At 70.6% G+C, this 20,243-nt stretch carries 20 protein-coding genes; 10 read left to right on the top strand and 10 right to left on the bottom strand.

The genetic code is table 11. The features are described from left to right. Nucleotides 1-184: 184 nt before the first annotated feature. From acs to DEJ46_RS40020, 5 genes are all read left to right on the top strand, one after another. Entirely contained in the window at nucleotides 185-2,140 is a 1,956-nt protein-coding gene (acs, locus tag DEJ46_RS21550) for an acetate--CoA ligase (RefSeq protein WP_150268777.1), read from the top strand. Between the two features lie 247 nt (nucleotides 2,141-2,387). After that, nucleotides 2,388-3,779: a Na+/H+ antiporter NhaA gene (gene nhaA / locus DEJ46_RS21545; RefSeq protein ID WP_150268776.1), complete on the top strand. Its 1,392-nt coding sequence runs from the start codon at nucleotides 2,388-2,390 to the stop codon at nucleotides 3,777-3,779. Nucleotides 3,780-3,868: 89 nt separating this feature from the next. Next, entirely contained in the window at nucleotides 3,869-4,354 is a 486-nt protein-coding gene (locus DEJ46_RS21540) for a phage holin family protein (RefSeq protein WP_150268775.1), read from the top strand. Beyond that, the gene (locus tag DEJ46_RS21535; protein WP_150268773.1) at nucleotides 4,351-5,286 is read left to right on the top strand and encodes an alpha/beta fold hydrolase; all 936 of its coding nucleotides are present in this window, start codon (nucleotides 4,351-4,353) and stop codon (nucleotides 5,284-5,286) included. Before DEJ46_RS21540 ends, DEJ46_RS21535 begins: the two co-directional genes overlap by 4 nt. 135 nt (nucleotides 5,287-5,421) lie before the next feature. After that, the gene (locus DEJ46_RS40020; RefSeq protein WP_150268771.1) at nucleotides 5,422-5,616 is read left to right on the top strand and encodes a hypothetical protein; all 195 of its coding nucleotides are present in this window, start codon (nucleotides 5,422-5,424) and stop codon (nucleotides 5,614-5,616) included. Between the two features lie 47 nt (nucleotides 5,617-5,663). Here DEJ46_RS40020 and DEJ46_RS21525 read toward each other — a convergent pair whose 3' ends face one another. The 3 genes from DEJ46_RS21525 to nth all read right to left on the bottom strand — a co-directional run bounded on the left by DEJ46_RS21525 (nucleotide 5,664) and on the right by nth (nucleotide 8,608). Beyond that, nucleotides 5,664-6,863, bottom strand: coding sequence for a MarP family serine protease (locus DEJ46_RS21525; RefSeq protein ID WP_150268770.1), 1,200 nt, complete (start codon nucleotides 6,861-6,863; stop codon nucleotides 5,664-5,666). A 46-nt stretch (nucleotides 6,864-6,909) separates the two neighbouring features. Then, entirely contained in the window at nucleotides 6,910-7,653 is a 744-nt protein-coding gene (locus DEJ46_RS21520; protein WP_150268768.1) for an NUDIX hydrolase, read from the bottom strand. Between the two features lie 94 nt (nucleotides 7,654-7,747). Further along, nucleotides 7,748-8,608, bottom strand: a complete 861-nt coding sequence (nth, locus tag DEJ46_RS21515) for an endonuclease III (RefSeq protein ID WP_411757772.1) — start codon at nucleotides 8,606-8,608, stop codon at nucleotides 7,748-7,750. A 282-nt stretch (nucleotides 8,609-8,890) separates the two neighbouring features. Between nth and DEJ46_RS21510 the strand changes: the two genes are divergently transcribed. Next, nucleotides 8,891-9,565, top strand: coding sequence for a Crp/Fnr family transcriptional regulator (locus tag DEJ46_RS21510; RefSeq protein ID WP_015034542.1), 675 nt, complete (start codon nucleotides 8,891-8,893; stop codon nucleotides 9,563-9,565). 69 nt (nucleotides 9,566-9,634) lie between these two features. Here DEJ46_RS21510 and DEJ46_RS21505 read toward each other — a convergent pair whose 3' ends face one another. The 5 genes from DEJ46_RS21505 to DEJ46_RS21485 all read right to left on the bottom strand — a co-directional run bounded on the left by DEJ46_RS21505 (nucleotide 9,635) and on the right by DEJ46_RS21485 (nucleotide 13,161). Beyond that, on the bottom strand, nucleotides 9,635-10,519 hold the full coding sequence (locus tag DEJ46_RS21505; protein ID WP_150268765.1) for a prohibitin family protein: 885 nt from the start codon (nucleotides 10,517-10,519) through the stop codon (nucleotides 9,635-9,637). A 171-nt stretch (nucleotides 10,520-10,690) separates the two neighbouring features. Then, nucleotides 10,691-11,521 (bottom strand): MBL fold metallo-hydrolase, encoded by an 831-nt coding sequence (locus tag DEJ46_RS21500; RefSeq protein ID WP_150268763.1) that lies wholly within the window; start codon nucleotides 11,519-11,521, stop codon nucleotides 10,691-10,693. Further along, complete coding sequence (locus tag DEJ46_RS21495; RefSeq protein WP_150268761.1) at nucleotides 11,518-12,396, bottom strand: NUDIX hydrolase; 879 nt, start codon at nucleotides 12,394-12,396, stop codon at nucleotides 11,518-11,520. The genes DEJ46_RS21500 and DEJ46_RS21495 overlap by 4 nt, the downstream gene beginning before the upstream one ends. Nucleotides 12,397-12,535: 139 nt before the next feature. Continuing rightward, on the bottom strand, nucleotides 12,536-13,006 hold the full coding sequence (locus DEJ46_RS21490) for a RidA family protein (protein WP_150268759.1): 471 nt from the start codon (nucleotides 13,004-13,006) through the stop codon (nucleotides 12,536-12,538). Further along, nucleotides 13,003-13,161 (bottom strand): DUF4177 domain-containing protein, encoded by a 159-nt coding sequence (locus DEJ46_RS21485; RefSeq protein WP_015034547.1) that lies wholly within the window; start codon nucleotides 13,159-13,161, stop codon nucleotides 13,003-13,005. Before DEJ46_RS21485 ends, DEJ46_RS21490 begins: the two co-directional genes overlap by 4 nt. Nucleotides 13,162-13,234: 73 nt before the next feature. On the opposite strand from DEJ46_RS21485, the gene DEJ46_RS21480 reads away from it, so the two are divergent. Beyond that, nucleotides 13,235-14,197 (top strand): ArsA family ATPase, encoded by a 963-nt coding sequence (locus tag DEJ46_RS21480; protein WP_190622794.1) that lies wholly within the window; start codon nucleotides 13,235-13,237, stop codon nucleotides 14,195-14,197. Nucleotides 14,198-14,322: 125 nt separating this feature from the next. Next, nucleotides 14,323-15,636, top strand: a complete 1,314-nt coding sequence (locus tag DEJ46_RS21475; protein WP_150274633.1) for an ArsA family ATPase — start codon at nucleotides 14,323-14,325, stop codon at nucleotides 15,634-15,636. A gap of 36 nt (nucleotides 15,637-15,672) precedes the next feature. Here DEJ46_RS21475 and DEJ46_RS21470 read toward each other — a convergent pair whose 3' ends face one another. Continuing rightward, complete coding sequence (locus DEJ46_RS21470) at nucleotides 15,673-16,017, bottom strand: WhiB family transcriptional regulator (RefSeq protein WP_015034550.1); 345 nt, start codon at nucleotides 16,015-16,017, stop codon at nucleotides 15,673-15,675. Between the two features lie 417 nt (nucleotides 16,018-16,434). Here DEJ46_RS21470 and DEJ46_RS21465 point away from each other — a divergent pair, with 417 nt between their 5' ends. Further along, nucleotides 16,435-18,678, top strand: a complete 2,244-nt coding sequence (locus DEJ46_RS21465; protein WP_150268756.1) for a transglycosylase domain-containing protein — start codon at nucleotides 16,435-16,437, stop codon at nucleotides 18,676-18,678. Between the two features lie 77 nt (nucleotides 18,679-18,755). On the opposite strand, the gene DEJ46_RS21460 is transcribed toward DEJ46_RS21465, so the two are convergent. Continuing rightward, nucleotides 18,756-19,220 (bottom strand): GatB/YqeY domain-containing protein, encoded by a 465-nt coding sequence (locus tag DEJ46_RS21460; protein WP_150268754.1) that lies wholly within the window; start codon nucleotides 19,218-19,220, stop codon nucleotides 18,756-18,758. A 74-nt stretch (nucleotides 19,221-19,294) separates the two neighbouring features. Here DEJ46_RS21460 and DEJ46_RS21455 point away from each other — a divergent pair, with 74 nt between their 5' ends. Further along, nucleotides 19,295-20,233, top strand: a complete 939-nt coding sequence (locus tag DEJ46_RS21455; RefSeq protein WP_150268752.1) for a metallophosphoesterase — start codon at nucleotides 19,295-19,297, stop codon at nucleotides 20,231-20,233. Nucleotides 20,234-20,243: the final 10 nt, after the last annotated feature.

Below are 20,243 nucleotides of genomic sequence, written 5' to 3'. Positions count from 1 at the left end.
AGTTCTCGTCCGTGAGACTGTGTGGCCCCTTCTCCCACCGCTCGGGAGCAAGGGGCCACACCACGTCAAGTCACTCACAGGTCTAAACCAATTCCCTGGAGACTCTTGTCACCCGGGCATCTGACTGATGAGGTATGACGCGGGACACATACGCACAGAGGACGCCCTGGGAAAGGGAGATGTCGTGAGCAACGAATCCTTGGCCAACCTGCTCAAGGAAGAGCGGCGGTTCGCGCCGCCCGCCGAGCTGGCCGCGGACGCCAATGTGACGGCGGAGGCGTACGAGCAGGCCAAGGCGGACAGGCTGGGCTTCTGGGCCGAGCAGGCCAAGCGCCTGACCTGGGCCACCGAGCCGACCGAGACGCTCGACTGGTCGAACCCGCCGTTCGCCAAGTGGTTCGCGGACGGCGAGCTGAACGTGGCGTACAACTGCGTCGACCGTCACGTCGAGGCCGGCCACGGCGACCGGGTCGCCATCCACTTCGAGGGCGAGCCGGGCGACAGCCGCGCCATCACCTACGCCGAGCTCAAGGACGAGGTCTCCAAGGCGGCCAACGCCCTGACCGAGCTGGGCGTCCGCAAGGGCGACCGGGTCGCCGTCTACCTGCCGATGATCCCCGAGGCCGCCATCACGATGCTGGCCTGCGCCCGCGTCGGCGCCGCCCACTCGGTGGTCTTCGGCGGCTTCTCGGCCGACGCCGTGGCCTCCCGCATCCAGGACGCCGACGCCAAGCTGGTCGTCACCGCCGACGGCGGCTACCGCCGCGGCAAGCCGAGCGCCCTCAAGCCGGCCATCGACGAGGCCGTCGCCAAGTGCCCGCAGGTCGAGCACGTCCTCGTGGTCCGCCGTACGGGCCAGGACACCGCGTTCACCGAGGGCCGCGACGTGTGGTGGGACGACATCGTCGCCCGCCAGTCCGCGGAGCACACCCCGGAGGCCTTCGACGCGGAGCACCCGCTCTTCATCCTCTACACCTCCGGCACCACGGGTAAGCCGAAGGGCATCCTGCACACCTCCGGCGGCTACCTCACCCAGGCCGCGTACACGCACCACGCGGTCTTCGACCTGAAGCCGGAGACCGACGTCTACTGGTGCACCGCCGACATCGGCTGGGTCACCGGGCACTCGTACATCGTCTACGGCCCGCTGGCCAACGGCGCGACGCAGGTCATGTACGAGGGCACCCCGGACACCCCGCACCAGGGCCGGTTCTGGGAGATCGTGCAGAAGTACGGCGTCACGATCCTCTACACGGCGCCCACCGCGATCCGCACGTTCATGAAGTGGGGCGACGACATCCCCGCGAAGTTCGACCTGTCCAGCCTCCGCGTGCTCGGCTCGGTCGGCGAGCCGATCAACCCCGAGGCCTGGGTCTGGTACCGCGAGCACATCGGCGCGAACAAGACCCCGATCGTGGACACCTGGTGGCAGACCGAGACCGGCGCGATGATGATCTCGCCGCTGCCGGGCGTCACCGAGACCAAGCCGGGCTCCGCCCAGCGCCCGCTGCCCGGCATCGCCGCGACCGTCGTCGACGACGAGGCGAACGAGGTGCCGAACGGCGGTGGCGGCTACCTGGTCCTCACCGAGCCGTGGCCGTCGATGCTCCGCACGATCTGGGGCGACGACCAGCGCTACATCGACACGTACTGGTCCCGCTTCGAGGGCAAGTACTTCGCCGGTGACGGTGCCAAGAAGGACGAGGACGGCGACATCTGGCTGCTCGGCCGGGTCGACGACGTCATGCTCGTCTCGGGCCACAACATCTCGACCACCGAGGTCGAGTCGGCGCTCGTCTCGCACCCGGCCGTGGCCGAGGCGGCCGTCGTCGGCGCCGCCGACGAGACCACCGGCCAGGCCATCGTCGCCTTCGTCATCCTGCGCGGCTCGGCCAACCAGGACGAAAACCTCGTCGCCGACCTGCGCAACCACGTCGGTGCGACCCTCGGCCCGATCGCCAAGCCGAAGCGGGTCCGCCCGGTCGCGGAGCTGCCGAAGACCCGCTCGGGCAAGATCATGCGCCGCCTGCTGCGCGACGTCGCGGAGAACCGGGAGCTGGGCGACGTCACGACGCTCACCGACTCCTCGGTCATGTCGCTCATCCAGACCCAGCTGCCGGCCTCCTCCAGCGAGGACTGACCGGCCGGCGGCCGTCGCCGCGTACGACACGAAACGCCCGTCCCGAGCCTTCGGGGCGGGCGTTCCGCATGCCGGGCCCGAAGGGACGAAACGCCTCAATATCCATAAAGTGAATCCCGCCGGACAACACCCCTCGCTCGTTAGGTAAAGTAAGGAACGCGTCAGGAACGCGTCAGAAAGACCTAGGTGAGCCGGGAAGTCTGGTCGGCATGTGCTTCGCCCTGCCTGCCCGACGGAGGATTCCCACGTGTCTGCGCCCACCGACCGCAAGTTCCTCGGCCTGCTCTCCCTGCCCGAGCGGCGGTACCTCGCCGACGCCCTGCGCACCGAGACCGTCGGCGGTGTGCTCCTCCTCCTCGCCGCCGTCGCCGCCCTCATCTGGGCCAACACCCCCGCGGCGGACAGCTACAAGGCCGTACAGAACTTCCACATAGGCCCCGCCGCCCTCGGCCTCGACCTGTCGATCCAGCACTGGGCGGCCGACGGCCTCCTCGCCGTCTTCTTCTTCGTCGCCGGCATCGAACTCAAGCGCGAGCTCGTCGCGGGCGAGCTGCGCGACCCCAAGGCCGCCGCGCTCCCCGTCATCGCCGCGATCTGCGGCATGGCCGCGCCCGCCCTCGTCTACGCCCTGGTCAACACCCTCGGCAACGGCTCGATGGACGGCTGGGCCGTACCCACCGCGACCGACATCGCCTTCGCGCTCGCCGTCCTCGCCGTCATCGGCACCTCGCTGCCGTCCGCGCTGCGCGCGTTCCTGCTGACCCTCGCCGTCGTCGACGACCTCTTCGCGATCCTGATCATCGCGATCTTCTTCACCAGCGACCTGGACTTCGCCGCCCTCGGCGGCGCGATCGCCGGACTCGTCGTCTTCTGGCTGCTCCTCCGCAAGGACGTCCGCGGCTGGTACGTGTACGTCCCGCTGGCCCTCGTCATCTGGGCCCTCATGTACAACAGCGGCGTCCACGCCACCATCGCCGGCGTCGCGATGGGCCTGATGCTGCGCTGCACCACCCGCGAGGGCGAGGAGCACTCCCCCGGCGAGCACATCGAGCACCTCGTACGACCGCTCTCCGCCGGCCTCGCCGTCCCGCTGTTCGCGCTCTTCTCCGCCGGCGTCAGCGTCTCCGGCGGGGCGATCGGGGACGTCTTCACCCAGCCGGTCACCCTCGGCGTCGTCCTCGGCCTCGTCGTCGGCAAGGCCATCGGCATCTTCGGCGGCACCTGGCTCGCCGCCCGCTTCACCCGGGCCGAGCTCAACCCCGACCTGAACTGGCCGGACGTCTTCGCCGTCGCCTCCCTCGCCGGCATCGGCTTCACCGTCTCGCTGCTCATCGGCGAACTCGCCTTCGCCGGCGACGCCGCCCTCACCGACGAGGTGAAGGCCGCCGTCCTCATCGGCTCCCTCATCGCGGCCGTCTTCGCCTCCGTCCTCCTGAAGCTCCGGGTCCGCACCTACCAGTCGCTCATCGCCGACGAGGAGCGCGACGACGACCAGGACGGCATCCCCGACATCTACGAGCAGGACAACCCCGCGTACCACCTGCGCATGGCGGAGATCTACGAGAGGAAGGCCGCCGAGCACCGCGAGCGCGCCCGAGCGGCGGGGGCATCGCGCGACGACGCCGACCGTCCGGCATGATCTGAGTCGGACCGTAGAAGTCGGACCGCAGAAGAGGACTCGCACCCGTGTGGAGAGCCTCGGACCGCAGAAGAGAAGAGGGAGCAGCGATGAGCGACCCGTTCGACGGCACCGAGCGCAGCCTCGGCCAGCTGGTCGCCTCGGCGACCGCCGAGATGTCCGCGCTGGTGCACGACGAGATCGCCCTGGCCAAGGCCGAGGTCAAGCAGGACGTCAAGCGCGGCGCGATCGGCAGTGCCGCGGGCATCGCAGCCGGCGTCGTGCTGCTGTTCTCGCTGCCGATGCTGAGCTTCGCGCTCGCGTACGCCATCAACACCTGGACCGGCGGGCACAACGGCAACGGGGGCTGGAACCTCGTCTGGTGCTTCCTCCTCTCCTTCACGGCGAACGTGTTGCTCGCGTGCCTCCTCGGCTTCGTGGCGTACGCCAAGTTCCGCAAGGTGAAGCCGCCGGAGAAGTCCATCGCCTCCGCCAAGCAGACCGCGGCGATCATGCAGAACGTGAAGCCGCACCCCCGTCCGGAGCAGCGCCCGGCACTGGACAAGGCCTCCGCTGTGGCACGCTCGTCCGTATGACCCTCCCCGAGAGCAGCAGCGGCAACGGCGGGCCCGTCCGGCTCGACGGGCCGTGGACCCATCGCGACGTGGCCGCCAACGGCGCCCGCTTCCACATCGCCGAGATGGGCGACGGCCCGCTGGTGCTGCTCCTGCACGGCTTCCCGCAGTTCTGGTGGACCTGGCGCCACCAGCTGCCGGCCCTCGCCGAGGCGGGGTTCCGGGCCGTCGCGATGGACCTGCGCGGGGTCGGCGGCAGCGACCGCACACCCCGCGGTTACGACCCCGCCAACCTGGCCCTCGACATCACCGGCGTCATCCGCTCCCTCGGGGAACCGGACGCGGCGCTCGTCGGGCACGACCTGGGCGGCTACCTCGCCTGGACGGCGGCCGTGATGCGGCCCAAGCTGGTGCGCCGCCTGGCCGTCTCCTCGATGCCGCACCCGCGCCGCTGGCGCTCGGCGATGCTCTCGGACTTCGCGCAGTCGCGGGCCGGCTCGCACATCTGGGGCTTCCAGCGGCCGTGGCTGCCGGAGCGCCGGCTCGTCGCGGACGACGCGGCGCTCGTCGGGGAGCTGATCCACGAATGGTCGGGGCCGCGCCCCGCCGACGAGGACGCCGTCGAGGTGTACCGGCGGGCGATGCTGGTCCCGTCGACGGCGCACTGCTCGATCGAGCCGTACCGCTGGATGGTGCGGTCCCTGGCCCGCCCGGACGGCATCCAGTTCAACCGGCGCATGAAGCGGCCCGTGCGGGTGCCGACGCTGCACCTCCACGGCTCCCTGGACCCGGTGATGCGGACCCGCAGCGCGGCCGGCTCGGGCGAGTACGTGGAGGCGCCGTACCGCTGGCGGCTCTTCGACGGTCTCGGCCATTTCCCGCACGAGGAGGACCCGGTGGCCTTCTCCACGGAGCTCGTCAACTGGCTGAAGGACCCCGAGCCGGATCGCTGACGCTCCGTCCGCACCGCTTTCCGGCCAGGCTTCTGACGCACAGGCATCCGTCGAACGGCCATGTGCCCGGCGCATACTCCAATTGGCGGGCCCCCGGGCGGTTACCGACCTTGGGGCACGGGCAGACGTCGGGGTATGGGCTGGACGCACGACTACAGTGACACAGCACGCAACCGCCGCTCGGCCGCTGGGCCGGGCTCCCGAGAGAGGGGTGGCCCGCAGGACCAGGGCCACGCGCGCACCGTGCCAGAGGTAGGGATCTCGCGCATTCTGCGCCGCCGGGCGCGGTGGGTCTCGGCCCGGCTCCGGCATCCACGCGACACCCCCTAGGGGGTACGACCGCCCGGGGGGTACGGCCCCCGGGGCGGCGCCGCTGGCTACAGCGCGCAGCCCTGGGTGTCGACCTGCTGGACGGCGGTCTTCCCGCGCTCGATGTCCTCGCGGATCTCGTCGACCGTCAGGGCGTAACCGGTGTTCACGTCGTCGAGGGAGCGGGCGAAGATCACGCCGTTCACCTCGCCGTCCTCGGTGAGGAGGGGGCCGCCGGAGTTGCCCTGGCGCACCGTCGCGTACAGCGAGTACACGTCCCTGCGCACCTCGTCCCGCTGGTAGATGTCGGGTCCCTTGGCGCTGATGCGGCCCCGCACGCGTGCCGAGCGCACGTCGTACGAGCCGTTCTCCGGGAAGCCGGCGATGATCGCGTCGTCGCCGCTGCGGGCGTCCTGCTCGGTGAAGTTCAGCGGCTGCGCCTTGAGGTCCGGCACGTCCAGGACGGCGATGTCGCGCTGCCAGTCGTAGAGCACGACCTTGGCGTCGTAGAGCTTGCCCTCACCGCCTATCTGGACGGTCGGCTCGTCGACTCCGCCGACGACGTGGGCGTTGGTCATGACCCGGCGGTCGGCGAAGACGAAGCCGGTGCCCTCGAAGACCTTGCCGCAGCTCTGCGCGGTGCCGACGACCTTCACGATGGAGCGCTGGGCGCGGGCGGCGACCGGGCTGTCGGCGAGCTCCGGGTCGGGCGGGGTGACCGGGGTGATCGGCTCGTTGGCGAAGGGGCTGAAGACCGGGGGGAAGCCGCTGCGGGCCAGCATGGAGCTGAAGTCGTCGAACCAGCGGGACGCCTGATCCGGCATCACCTGCTCCACCCCGAGCAGGACCTTGGAGTTCCGCACCTCCTTGCCCACGGTGGGCAGCGAGGTCCGGGCCAGGGCCGAGCCGATCAGCCAGGCCACCAGCAGCATCGCGACGACGTTGACCAGCGCGCCGCCGGTGGCGTCCAGGGCACGCACCGGCGACCAGGTGATGTGCCGGCGGAGCTTGTTGCCGAGGTGGGTGGTGAACGCCTGGCCGACCGAGGCGCAGACGATGACCACCATCACGAAGACGACCGTCGCCGTGGTCGAGACCTCGCTGTTGTCCGTCAGCTGGTCCCAGAGGATCGGGAGCAGCAGAACGGCGACGAGACCGCCGCCGAGGAACCCGACCACCGACAGGATGCCGACCACGAATCCCTGGCGATATCCGATGACGGCGAACCACACGGCGGCGAGCAGCAACAAGATGTCCAGCACGTTCACCGTCGATAGCCTCGCAAATTCGTTTCGGTCGCCCGGGGTCAGCCTGTCATGAGCGCCAGTCGAGCGGGACCTGCTTGGACCGGTCCCAGGGGCGCTCCCAGCCCGAGAAGTGCAGTAGCCGGTCGATCACTCCGGCCGTAAAACCCCAGACCAGAGCGGACTCGACCAGGAAGCCGGGGCCCTGGTGGCCGCTCGGGTGGACGGTCGTCGCGCGGTTCGCGGGATCCGTGAGATCCGCCACGGGCACGGTGAAGACGCGGGCGGTCTCGCCCGGGTCGACGACCCCGACCGGGCTCGGGACGCGCCACCAGCCGAGGACGGGGGTGACGACGAAGCCGCTGACCGGGATGTAGAGCTGCGGCAGCACGCCGAAGATCTGGACGCCCGCAGGGTCGAGTCCGGTCTCCTCCTGGGCCTCCCGCAGGGCGGCACGCAGCAGCCCGCCGTCCGCCGGGTCACCGTCCTCGGGGTCGAGGGCGCCGCCGGGGAAGGAGGGCTGCCCGGCGTGCGAGCGGAGGCTGCCGGCGCGCTCCATGAGCAGCAGCTCGGGTCCCCGCTCGCCCTCGCCGAAGAGGACGAGGACGGCGGACTGGCGGCCCGCGCCGCTCTCGGGCGGCAGGAAGCGGCTCAGCTGCTCGGGCGCGACCGTGCGGGCGGCCCGGTCGACGGGGCCGAGCCAGCCCGGCAGCCCGCTCCTGTCGAGCAGACCGCCGGTACCGGGGGCGCGGGCCCCTTCGCCGTGCACGTGCTCGTCGTGGACGTCTTCGATGTCTTCGTCAGTGCGCGTCATAGGCACCCCGTGTTTCACAACGCGATCGATGGACGTGTTCGTTCCCTGCGGGCCCTCTCCGCGGGCCCAGGGGCTCGGGCTCAGCCGCTGGGGCTCAGCCGCTCGCTCCCAGCGGGGGCGCGGGGCGGCCCGGGTAGCCGGGCGGCGGGTCGAGCCGCTGGCCGGGGAAGCCGCCCATCTCGTACTTGAGCAGCTTTCTCGCCTTCTCCGGGTCCGTCTCGCCCTCGCCGTACGAGGGGCAGAGGTGGGTGATCGGGCAGGCGCCGCACGCGGGCTTGCGGGCGTGGCAGATCCGGCGGCCGTGGAAGATCACCCGGTGCGAGAGCATGGTCCACTCGCTCTTCGGGAAGATCTCGGCGATCTCCGCCTCGATCTTGACCGGGTCCTCCTGCTCGGTCCACCTCCAGCGCCGGACGAGGCGCATGAAGTGGGTGTCGACGGTGATCCCGGGGACCCCGAAGGCGTTGCCGAGGACGACGAACGCGGTCTTGCGGCCGACGCCGGGGAGCTTGACGAGGTCCTCCAGGCGGCCGGGGACCTCTCCGCCGAAGTCGTCCCTCAGGGCGGCGGCCAGGCCCATGATCGACCTGGTCTTGGCCCGGAAGAAGCCGGTCGGGCGGATCAGCTCCTCGACCTCCTCCGGCACGGCGGCGGCGAGGTCCTCGGGCGTGGGGTACTTCGCGAAGAGCGCGGGGGTGGTCTGGTTGACCCGCAGGTCGGTGGTCTGCGCGGAGAGGACCGTGGCGACGAGCAGCTCGAAGGGGTTCCGGAAGTCGAGCTCCGGATGGGCGTACGGGAAGACCTCGGCCAGCTCGCGGTTGATCTTCCGTGCCCGCCGGACCATGGCGAGCCGCGACTCCGGCTTGGCGGCGGTCTTGGCGGCGGACTTCGCGACGGGCCTGGCGGCGGACTTGGCTGGCTTGGGGCCCTCAGCCTTCCGATTCGAGGGTTTCACCCGTTTCGACACGCCGTGTTCGCCCACAGCGGAATTACCTTCGGCCGACACTCTTTCAGCCCCCTTGGCCTGCGCTCTCACCGGCGAGTTGGACACCCGGCCAGCCTAGGGGCCACCACCGACATCCGCCCTGGGCATGGCCGATCGGAGCCCAATCGGGCCCCTGCCGTACGCACGGGTAGCCAAGTGCGTCAAACTTGTTGTGATTGATCGCACTGTTTTGTGCGTCCGGCATCATGGGACCCAGGTCCTTTGAGCAGGTCGACAGTATGGAGAGAACTCGTGGACGACGTTCTGCGGCGCGCCCCGCTCTTCGCGGCGCTCGATGACGAGCAGGCCGCCGAGCTGCGCGCCTCGATGAGTGAGGCGACGCTCGCCCGTGGCGACGCGCTGTTCCACGAAGGCGACCCCGGTGACCGCCTGTACGTGGTCACCGAAGGCAAGGTCAAGCTGCACCGCACCTCCCCCGACGGCCGCGAGAACATGCTGGCGGTCCTCGGCCCCGGCGAGCTCATCGGCGAGCTGTCCCTCTTCGACCCGGGTCCGCGCACCGCGACCGCCACGGCGCTGACCGAGGTCAAGCTGCTCGGTCTCGGCCACGGCGACCTCCAGCCCTGGCTGAACGCCCGCCCGGAGGTGGCCACCGCGCTGCTCCGCGCGGTCGCCCGCCGACTGCGCAAGACGAACGACCAGATGTCCGACCTGGTCTTCTCCGACGTGCCGGGCCGTGTCGCCCGCGCGCTCCTCGACCTGTCGCGCCGCTTCGGCGTGCAGTCGGAGGAGGGCATCCACGTCGTCCACGACCTCACCCAGGAGGAGCTGGCCCAGCTGGTCGGCGCCTCCCGCGAGACGGTCAACAAGGCGCTCGCCGACTTCGCCCAGCGCGGCTGGCTGCGCCTTGAGGCCCGCGCCGTGATCCTGCTGGACGTGGAGCGCCTCGCGAAGCGCTCGCGCTAGCACCGAGCCGTACGCGTGAGGCCGCCCCGGTCGTCGGACCGGGGCGGCCTCACGTGTGCACGGGGGCGGTCAGCGCTTCGAACCGTCCACGATCACCGGCGCCGAGGAGCCGTTCGCGCAGGGCACGGTGTAGATCGCGTTCTTGGCCGCGGCCTCCTTGAAGGCGTCGATGCACTGGTTCATCAGGACCTTGTCCGTCAGCGAGTCGTTGAGGATCTTGTTGGCGCGGGCGATGCCCTCCGCCTCGATCCGGCGCCGGTCGGACTCGGCCTTGGCCGTACGGGCGGCCTCGGTGGCCCGCTCGGTGGCCTGCTGCTGCTGGATCTTGCGGTCGATCTGGGCCTGGAGCGAGTCCGAGGGCTTCACGTTGCGCAGGTTGACCGTGGTCACGTCGATCCCGCGCGGGACCAGGCGCTCCTTGATCAGGGTGCCGATCTCGGCGTTGATCTTCTCGCGGTCGGAGGCGTACCCCTGCTCGCTGGTGTAGCGGGCGAAGACGTTACGGACGATCTCCCGGCTGTCCGGGTAGACGAGGCGCTGCTGGATGGAGTCCTCGCTGCCCGCGAGCTTGTAGAGCTCCACGGCCTTGGACGGGACGACGGCCCACTTCACCGTCACCTCGACGTACATGACACCGCCCTGCGAGGAGCGGACCTCGACCACATCCTTGTCGGAGAGGTTGAGGTCGACGGGGCGGGTGGAGAAGGTCGTGACGTCGGTGAACGGCGACTTCACGTGCATGCCCGAGGTCATGGGCGAGCCCACCTTGCCGAAGGCGACCGGCACACCGACCTCGTACGCGCTGATCACGTACGTCATGCTCACGATCAGCGAGAAGACGCCTGCCAGGACCGCGCCGAGGGCGCCGAACTTCAGCCCCGCCGAGTCGTTGGCGCGGCCGACGAAAAAGAGCACCACTGCGGCGATGACCAGCAGGATGGCAATGACGAACACGGGCGTTCCCCCCGAAAGCTACGGCCAGAAGTAAACGGAGCGTAAAACACGGGGTCGGCGGGCCGCAGCGCCGGGGCCCACCTCGGAACAGGATCGTGACGACCGCGCCAAACCCGTCCGCGTCGACCGGTCCGCGCCGAATCGGACCGGTACGCGCCGCACCGGGCCGCGCTAGACCAGTCCGCGCTCCCGCAGGTACTCCAACTGCGCCCGTACGGACAGCTCCGCCGCCGGCCACAGCGAGCGGTCCACGTCCGCGTACACGTGCGCCACGACCTCCGCCGCCGTCCGCCGGCCGCTCTCGACCGCCGTCTCGACCTGGGCGAGCCGGTTCGCGCGGTGCGCCAGATAGAACTCCACGGCCCCCTGCGCGTCCTCCAGGACCGGCCCGTGCCCCGGCAGGACCGTGTGCACGCCGTCGTCGACGGTGAGCGAGCGCAGCCGCCGCAGCGAGTCCAGGTAGTCGCCGAGCCGCCCGTCCGGATGCGCGACCATCGTCGTGCCGCGCCCCAGGATCGTGTCCCCCGTCAGGACCGCCCGGTCGGCGGGCAGATGGAAGGAGAGCGAGTCCGAGGTGTGCCCGGGCGTCGGGACGACCCGCAGCTCCAGGCCGTCGACGTCCAGCACGTCCCCCGCGCCGAGCCCCTCGTCACCGAGCCGCAGCGCCGGGTCCAGGGCCCGTACGGCGGTCCGGGTCAGCTCGGCGAACCGGCCGGCGCCCTCCGCGTGGTCCGGATGGCCGTGGGTGAGCAGGGTGAGCGCGATCCGCTTGCCGAGCTTCTCGGCGGTCTCCACGACATGGCGCAGATGACCCTCGTCGAGCGGGCCCGGGTCGACGACGACGGCGAGGTCGGAGCCGGGCTCGGAAAGCAGCCAGGTGTTCGTGCCGTCGAGGGTCATCGCGGACGGGTTCGGCGCCAGCACGTTCACCGCGCGGGCGGTCGCGGGTCCGGAGACGACGAACCCGCGCGGCTGCCCGGGCAGGGCGGCGGCGTCACTCATCGCGCGCCCCCGGCCGGGATGATCTTGGTGAACTCCTCGTGGCCCGGCCAGCTCAGGACCAGCTCGTCGCCCTCCAGGCGCGCCTGGGCGAGTACGGGGGTCAGATCCTGCTCCCCGGCCGCGTCCAGCGCCTCGGCGGCCGTGCCGTACGCCTCCAGGGCACGCAGGGTCGAGATCGTCGGCGGCATCATCATCAGCTCACCCCGGTCGTAACCGGCGGCGGCCTCCGCGGGGCGGATCCAGACCGTGCGGTCGGCCTCCCCCGAGACGTCCCGGGTGCGCTGGCCGGCCGGGAGCGCGGCCACGAAGAACCACGTGTCGAACCGGCGCTGCTCGAACTCCGGGGTGATCCAGCGGGCCCACGCGCCGAGCAGGTCCGAGCGCAGGACGAGCCCGCGCCGGTCGAGGAAGTCGGCGAAGTGCAGCTCCCGGGCGACGAGCGCCTCCCGGTCCCGCTCCCAGTCCTCGCCGGTGGTGTCGCCGACCACGGTGTCCGCGGTCTCCCCGGCGAGCAGGACGCCCGCCTCCTCGAAGGTCTCGCGTACGGCCGCGCAGACCACGGCCTGCGCCTGCGCGGGGTCGTCGAGGCCGAGGCGGCCGGCCCACTCGGCGAGGGAGGGCCCCGCCCAGCGCACCGGCTGCTCGTCGCGCGGGTCGACCCCGCCGCCGGGGTAGGCGTACGCGCCGCCCGCGAAGGCCATCGAGGCGCGGCGGCGCAGCATGTGCACGTCGGGTCCCGCGGCCCCGTCCCGCAGGAGGAGCACGGTGGCGGCGCGCCGGGGGCTCACCGGGGTGAGCTCGCCCGCGGCGAGGGCCCGGATGCGGTCGGGCCATTCCGGCGGGTACCACTGACCGTTCGGCTGAGCATTCGACATGGGCGGATGCTATGCGCAAGCACCGAAATGCACGAGGGCCGGACGGGGTGGGCCCGGCCGCGAACATGCGAGAGCCGGCTCCCCCACGTACGGGGAACCGGCTCTTCAGGAACGGACGAACCGCACACCCGACGGGCGGTCAGGCCTCGACGAGCTCCACCTGGACCTCGACCTCGACCGGCGCGTCGAGCGGCAGCACGGCCACGCCGACGGCGCTGCGCGCGTGCACGCCCTTGTCGCCGAGGACCGCGCCGAGCAGCTCGCTGGCGCCGTTGATGACGCCGGGCTGCCCGGTGAAGTCGGAGGCGGAGGCGACGAAGCCCACGACCTTGACGACCCGCTTGATCCGGTCCAGGTCACCGGCGACCGACTTCACGGCCGCGAGGGCGTTCAGCGCGCAGGTGGCCGCGAGCTGCTTGGCCTCCTCGGCGGTGACCTCGTCGCCGACCTTGCCGGTCACCGAGAGCTTGCCGCCCACCATCGGGAGCTGGCCCGAGGTGTAGACGTAGACGCCCGACTGCACGGCCGGCTGGTACGCGGCCAGCGGCGGCACGACCTCCGGCAGGGTCAGGCCGAGCTCGGCGAGCTTCGCCTCCACGGCCCCGCTCACGACTTGGCCCGCTTCAGGTAGGCCACGAGCTGCTCGGGGTTGTTCGGCCCGGGCACGACCTGGACGAGCTCCCAGCCGTCCTCGCCCCAGGTGTCCAGAATCTGCTTCGTCGCGTGCACCAGAAGCGGCACCGTGACGTACTCCCACTTGGTCATGGAGCCGACTGTATCCGCTGCAGTGGGGCGGCCTCCTGATTGGGCGGCGCCGCCAGTGGTTAGGCTCGACAGCGTGAGCAGGCTCCAGGTCGTCAGCGGAAAGGGCGGTACCGGTAAGACGACGGTCGCCGCCGCCCTCGCGCTCGCCCTCGCGACGGAGGGCAAACGCACCCTCCTCGTCGAGGTCGAAGGCAGACAGGGCATCGCACAGCTCTTCGAGACGGAAGCGCTTCCGTACGAGGAACGCAAGATCGCCGTCGCGCCGGGCGGCGGCGAGGTGTACGCGCTGGCGATCGACGCCGAGCGCGCGCTCCTCGACTACCTCCAGATGTTCTACAAACTCGGCGGCGCGGGGCGGGCCCTGAAGAAGCTCGGCGCGATCGACTTCGCGACGACGATAGCGCCGGGCGTACGGGACGTCCTGCTGACCGGCAAGGCGTGCGAGGCGGTCAAGCGGCGCGAGAAGCACGGCGGCCACACCTACGACCATGTGGTCATGGACGCGCCGCCCACCGGCCGCATCACCCGCTTCCTCAACGTCAACGACGAGGTCGCGGGCCTGGCCAGGATCGGCCCGATACACAATCAGGCGCAGGCCGTCATGCGGGTCCTCAAGTCTCCCGAGACCGCGGTCCACCTGGTGACGCTGCTTGAGGAGATGCCCGTCCAGGAGACGGCGGACGGCATCGCGGAGCTCCGCGCGGCCGAACTGCCGGTGGGCCGGGTCGTGGTGAACATGGTCCGCCCGCACGTCCTCGACGAGGCGGCGGTACGGGCCGCCTCCGGCGACCACCGGGACGCGATCGCGCGGAGCCTGGCCTCCGTCGGCGTCCCGGGCGGCACACGTCTCGTCGAGCCGCTTCTCGACCAGGCGGCCGAGCACGCCCGGCGGGTGGAGCTGGAGCGGGAGCAGCGCGCCGTCCTGGACGGCATCGGCGTGCCCGCGTACGAGCTGCCCTTCCTCGGGGACGGCGGGGACATCGCGGGGCTCTACCGGCTGGCGAAGGAACTGCGGAAGCAAGGGGTGGGTGCGTGACGGACAAGCCGACCGCCGGAACCGGCGCCGACGCGACGGGGCTCGACACGACCGATCCGGCCTCGACCGGGCACGACGCGTCCGGTCTCGGCACGGGCGCGCTCGACTCGACCGGGCTCGACGCCGTGCCCGTTCTGGAGCTCGACCCGCTCATCGACGACCGGGGCACCCGCATCATCGTCTGCTGCGGCGCGGGCGGGGTCGGCAAGACGACCACGGCGGCGGCCCTCGGCGTACGGGCGGCGGAGCGCGGCCGTCGGGTCGTCGTCCTCACCATCGACCCGGCGCGACGGCTCGCGCAGTCGATGGGCATCGACTCGCTCGACAACACCCCCCGCAAGGTCGACGGGATCAAGGGGTCCGACGGCGGCGAACTGCACGCCATGATGCTCGACATGAAGCGGACCTTCGACGAGATCGTCGAGGCGCACGCGGAGCCCGAGCGGGCCCGGGCGATCCTGGAGAACCCCTTCTACCAGTCCCTGTCGGCCGGTTTCGCCGGTACGCAGGAGTACATGGCGATGGAGAAGCTGGGCCAGCTCCGGGGGCGCGACGAGTGGGACCTGATCGTGGTCGACACGCCGCCGTCCCGCTCCGCGCTGGACTTCCTGGACGCGCCGAAGCGGCTGGGGTCGTTCCTCGACGGGAAGTTCATCAAGCTGCTCATGGCCCCGGCGAAGGTGGGCGGCCGGGCCGGCATGAAGTTCCTCAACGTCGGCATGTCGATGATGACGGGGACGCTCGGGAAGCTGCTCGGCGGTCAGTTCCTCAAGGACGTGCAGACCTTCGTGGCGGCGATGGACACGATGTTCGGCGGCTTCCGGACCCGCGCCGACGCCACGTACAAGCTGCTCCAGGCCCCGGGCACGGCGTTCCTCGTCGTCGCCACGCCGGAGCGGGACGCGCTGCGCGAGGCCGCGTACTTCGTGGAGCGGCTGGCGGCCGAGGAGATGCCGCTGGCCGGTCTCGTCCTCAACCGCGTCCACGGCAGTGGCGCGGCCGGCCTCTCGGCCGAGCGGGCGCGGGCCGCCGCGGAAAATCTTGACGAGGAGCGCATGACGGATCGGGGGGACGGGAAGGCTGGTTTGAGTGGCTCCCCGGCCACGTCGCCCGAGCTGTCAGATCTCGCCACCGCCGCCGTTTCTTCCGTACCCGAGGCTGCCCCCACAGCCGAACCGGCCGCACAGCACCCAGACGTAGACGACGCAAGCACCGCCACAGACGCGGACGTACAACATCTCACCGCGGGACTTCTGCGCCTGCATGCCGAGCGCATGCGGGTGCTCGCGCGTGAGCAGCGCACACGCGACCGCTTCACCGCGCTCCACCCCGAGGTGGCCGTGGCCGAAGTGGCCGCCCTGCCCGGCGATGTGCACGACCTCGCCGGGCTGCGGGCCATCGGTGACCGGCTCACGGCCGGGCGCATGCCCTCGGCCTGAGCCACCGCTCTTGCCCCTTGACCCCTGTCGGGGGGGCTAGCCCACCGCGGCGTACGCCTCGTACGTCGCGTCGTCCTCGATCGCCACGGGCAGCAGGCCCGCACCCCGCTCGTACTCCGTCCGCGCGGTCTCCAGGAGCCGGCGCCACGAGGTGACGGTCGGTCGTCGGCGCAGCAGAGCACGGCGCTCGCGCTCCGTCATGCCGCCCCACACACCGAACTCCACCCGGTTGTCGAGGGCGTCGGCGAGGCACTCGGTCCGCACCGGACATCCGGTGCACACCGCCTTTGCCCTGTTCTGTGCCGCTCCCTGCACGAAAAGTTCATCCGGATCGGTAGTGCGGCAGGCCGCCTGCGCACTCCAGTCAGCTACCCAGCCCATACCGGCGCCGTCCTCTCCCGAATCGAGGCTCCCCCACGGCGGCAGCGGCATATTCACCGCTGCCAGTTGGGACGTTACGGAAGGTGGGCACAGCGCAACACCCCCTTCGGGCCCAATCTTGAATGGCCCGAACGGACTATGCGTACGCGTCAGATCACCCAGGGGAGTGACCGAAGGACATGCGTGTCATAGCGGACATATCCCTACGGATACGCCCTTCTTGGCCGACGCCACTTCGGGCACCGGGTGACGCATGATCCGGAAACGGACACGAGCTTCCCGTGTTTCGGGGTCACGGAAATTCATGCCGATGTCACGCACGGGTCTTGATGCGAGACCGCACTGCTGTGACAGTTGTGAGCAGCTTAGGCCAAGGCATATACGCGTGTCCGGCGAATGAGAACGTAGGCTGCCCCCATGGCAAAGAAGCGCTCGGGCGGTGGTCTGACCGGGACCCAGCAGGCCGCCAAGTTCCTCGGTGTCAGTGTGCTCTCCGGAGCCGTGCTGGCAGGCATCGCCCTGCCCGCGGCCGGGGCACTCGGCTTGGCCGCGAAGGGCACGGTCGAGGGATTCGACGAGATCCCCTCCAACCTGAAGACCCCGCCGCTGAGTCAGCGCACCACCATTCTCGACGCCGAGGGCGGGCTCCTCGCCACGGTGTACTCGCGGGACCGGAAGGTCGTCCCGCTGGAAAAAATCTCCCCGTACATGCAGAAGGCGATCGTCGCGATCGAGGACGGCCGCTTCTACGAGCACGGGGCGATCGACCTCAAGGGCGTGCTGCGCGCGATCAACCGCAACGCGCAGTCGGGCGGGGTCGCGCAGGGCGCGTCCACGCTCACCCAGCAGTACGTGAAGAACGTCTTCGTCGAGGAGGCCGGTGACGACCCCGAGAAGGTCGCGCAGGCCACCCAGCAGACCATCGGCCGCAAGGTCCGCGAGCTGAAGTTCGCGATCCAGGTCGAGGAGGAGCTGGGCAAGAAGAAGATCCTGGAGAACTACCTCAACATCACGTTCTTCGGTCAGCAGGCGTACGGCATCGAGGCCGCCTCCCAGCGGTACTTCTCCAAGCCGGCCGCAAAGCTGGAGCTGGGCGAGGCGGCGATGATGGCCGGGCTCGTCCAGTCGCCGAGCCGCTACGACCCGATCAACGACATCCAGGAAGCCACCAAGCGCCGCAACGTGGTCCTCCAGCGGATGGCCGACGTGAAGGACATCAGCCAGGCGGAGGCGGACAAGGCGAAGGCCGCGCCGCTCAAGCTGAAGGTCAAGACGCCGAAGAACGGCTGCATCACCGCCGTCGACGGCGCCGGCTTCTTCTGCGACTACGTCCGCAAGACGATCCTGACCAACCCGGTCTTCGGCAAGACGGCCGAGGAGCGGCAGAAGTTGTGGAACCTGGGCGGGCTCACCGTCAAGACCACGCTCTCGCCGAAGGCGCAGGCGGCCGCCAACGAGGCCGCGGTGGCCAAGGTCAACAAGGACGACGGGGTCGCGACCGCCGTCGTCCAGATCCAGCCCGGCACCGGCAAGATCCTGTCGATGGGCCAGTCCCGCCCGTACGGCCTGGACCAGAAGCAGCACCAGACGACGCTCAACCTCGCCGTCGGCAGCAAGATGGGCGGCACCACGTACGGCTTCCCGGTCGGCTCGACCTTCAAGCCGATCACGGCCGCCGCCGCCCTGGAGAAGGGGCTGAGCCCGGCGCAGAGCTTCGACACGCCGTGGAAGATCTCCATGAAGGAGAACGACTTCACGCGCTGCGACGGCAAGCCCGCCGGCTACGCCGACTGGTCCGTCCAGAACGAGCTCAAGTCGGAGAAGGGGGCGTACGACATGACGAGCGCCCTCGGCAAGTCCATCAACACGTACTTCGCCAAGCTGGAGCAGATGGCCGGCCTGTGCGAGACGCTGACGATGGCGAAGAAGGTCGGCTACGAGCGCGAGCTGGGCAAGTCCATCGCGCAGAGCCCGTCGGCCACGCTCGGCAGCCTCGAGAGCACCCCGCTCGACATGGCCTCCGTCTACGCCACCTTCGCCAACCGCGGCCTCTACTGCACCCCGGTCGCCATCGAGTCCATCAAGGCCGCCAACGGCGACAAGCTGAACGTGCCGCAGACCAAGTGCACGCGCGCGATGTCCGACCGCACCGCCGACATGATCAACCAGATGCTGAAGGGTGTGGTCGAGGACGGCACCGGTACGCGGGCCGGTCTGACCGACCGGGACAACGCGGGCAAGACCGGTACCACCGAGGGCCGCAAGGACGCCTGGTTCGTCGGCTACACGCCGAACCTGTCCACCGCCGTCTGGGTCGGCGACGACGTCGGCAAGCGCGACGAGATGTTCGACATCACCATCGGCGGCGTCTACTACGACAAGGTCTGCGGTGGCTGCCTCCCCGGTCCCATCTGGAGGATCGCGATGACGGGCGCCCTGGACGACGACCGGCCGCAGTTCACCCCCATCTCCGTGCCGCGGGCCGAGAAGCCCAAGGACAAGGAGAAGGAGGGCGAGGAGGGCCCGAACAAGCCGCGGAAGCCGCGCGACAGCAAGCCGGGCGACACGGAGCCGCCGACGAACCCGTTCCCCGGGATCACGATCCCGCCGGACATGTTCGGCGACGACAACAACGGCAACCGCCGAGGCGGAAACCGCTGACGCACACGCAGGTACGAGGAAGGGCGCCCCACAGAAGTGGGGCGCCCTTCCTCGTACTCCGTGCGGTTCTTCTCTTCTCAGCCCGCGAGCAGCTTCTTCACGGAGGCGGCGACCCGGCCGCCGTCGGCCTGGCCGGCCACCTTCGGGTTCACGATCTTCATGACGGCGCCCATGGCACGCGGCCCCTCGGCGCCCGCCGCCTTCGCCTCCTCGACCGCCGCCGCGACGATCCCGTCGAGCTCCTCGTCGCTGAGCTGCTTCGGCAGGTACGCGTCGAGCAGGACGCCCTCCGCGCGCTCCCGCTCGGCGGACTCGGCCCGGCCGCCCTGGGCGAAGGCCTCCGCGGCCTCGCGGCGCTTCTTCGCCTCCTTGGCGATCACCTTCTGCACCTCGTCGTCGGAGAGTTCGCGCTTGGTCTTGCCCGCGACCTCCTCCTTGGTGATCGCGGTGATGGTCAGCCGCAGGGTCGAGGAACGCAGTTCGTCGCGCTCCCTGATCGCGGCGTTGAGGTCGGCCTTGAGCTTCTCCTTGAGCGTGGTCATGGGGTCAAGTGTGGCAGGTGCCCCACCCCACCCGCCCGCACATTTCCACCCGCCGGGTCTGCGACGATGGTGCGATGCGCGCACGGTACGGGATTCCCCTGAAGATCACGGCAGGTCTCACGGCGACGGCCGCGGCCGGAATCGTCTACGCGGCCGGCTTCGAGGCCCGCTCCTTCCGGCTCCGCCGCGTGACCGTCCCCGTACTCCCGCGCGGCATGCGCGACCTGCGGGTCCTTCAGGTCTCCGACATCCACATGGTGACCGGCCAGCGCAAGAAGCGGGCCTGGCTCCAGTCGCTCGCGGGGCTCCGCCCGGACTTCGTCGTCAACACCGGCGACAACCTCTCCGACACCGAAGCGGTGCCGGAGGTCCTGGACGCACTCGGGCCCCTGATGGAGTTCCCCGGCGTGTACGTCTTCGGCTCCAACGACTACTACGGGCCGATGCTGCGCAACCCCGGTCGCTACCTGATGGAGAAGGTGCAGGGCCGCCACGGCCTCAACGGCAACAAGCCGGTCGTCGGCGCCGTCCACAACCCGTGGGAGGGCCTGCGGGACGCCTTCGACGCGGCGGGCTGGGTGAACCTCACCAACACCCGCGGCACGCTCAAGCTGCCCGAGGCCGAGGTGGCCTTCACCGGCCTGGACGACCCGCACATCAAGCGCGACCGGTACGAGCGCGTGGCCGGCGGCCCCGACACCTCGGCCGACTTCACGATGGGCGTCGTCCACGCCCCGTACCTGCGCTCGCTCGACGCCTTCACGGCGGACGGGTACGAGCTGATCCTCGCCGGGCACACCCACGGCGGCCAGCTGTGCATCCCCTTCTACGGGGCGCTCGTCACCAACTGCGACCTCGACACCGACCGGGTGAAGGGGCTCTCGACCCACACCGTCGCCGACCGCACCTCGTACCTCCACGTCTCGGCCGGCTGCGGCACCAACCGCTTCACCCCGGTCCGCTTCGCCTGCCCGCCCGAGGTCACCCTGCTCACCCTGACGGCGCGCGCCTGACCGCCTACGG

Origin of the sequence: Streptomyces venezuelae (assembly GCF_008642375.1) — a bacterium.
Lineage (GTDB): Bacteria > Actinomycetota > Actinomycetes > Streptomycetales > Streptomycetaceae > Streptomyces > Streptomyces venezuelae_G.
Note: the sequence above shows the minus strand (reverse complement) of the source record. Positions and strands in the feature narration are given on the sequence as shown.

Excerpts from the sequence above, each read along its gene's own strand:
- DEJ46_RS21540 (WP_150268775.1), top strand. The coding sequence starts at position 3,869 with ATGAGCGACCCGTTCGACGGCACCGAGCGCAGCCTCGGCCAGCTGGTC.
- DEJ46_RS21535 (WP_150268773.1), top strand. The coding sequence starts at position 4,351 with ATGACCCTCCCCGAGAGCAGCAGCGGCAACGGCGGGCCCGTCCGGCTC.
- DEJ46_RS40020 (WP_150268771.1), top strand. The coding sequence starts at position 5,422 with ATGGGCTGGACGCACGACTACAGTGACACAGCACGCAACCGCCGCTCG.
- DEJ46_RS21520 (WP_150268768.1), bottom strand. The coding sequence starts at position 7,653 with ATGACGCGCACTGACGAAGACATCGAAGACGTCCACGACGAGCACGTG.
- DEJ46_RS21500 (WP_150268763.1), bottom strand. The coding sequence starts at position 11,521 with ATGAGTGACGCCGCCGCCCTGCCCGGGCAGCCGCGCGGGTTCGTCGTC.
- DEJ46_RS21495 (WP_150268761.1), bottom strand. The coding sequence starts at position 12,396 with ATGTCGAATGCTCAGCCGAACGGTCAGTGGTACCCGCCGGAATGGCCC.
- DEJ46_RS21485 (WP_015034547.1), bottom strand. The coding sequence starts at position 13,161 with ATGACCAAGTGGGAGTACGTCACGGTGCCGCTTCTGGTGCACGCGACG.
- DEJ46_RS21470 (WP_015034550.1), bottom strand. The coding sequence starts at position 16,017 with ATGGGCTGGGTAGCTGACTGGAGTGCGCAGGCGGCCTGCCGCACTACC.
- DEJ46_RS21465 (WP_150268756.1), top strand. The coding sequence starts at position 16,435 with ATGGCAAAGAAGCGCTCGGGCGGTGGTCTGACCGGGACCCAGCAGGCC.
- DEJ46_RS21460 (WP_150268754.1), bottom strand. The coding sequence starts at position 19,220 with ATGACCACGCTCAAGGAGAAGCTCAAGGCCGACCTCAACGCCGCGATC.
- DEJ46_RS21455 (WP_150268752.1), top strand. The coding sequence starts at position 19,295 with ATGCGCGCACGGTACGGGATTCCCCTGAAGATCACGGCAGGTCTCACG.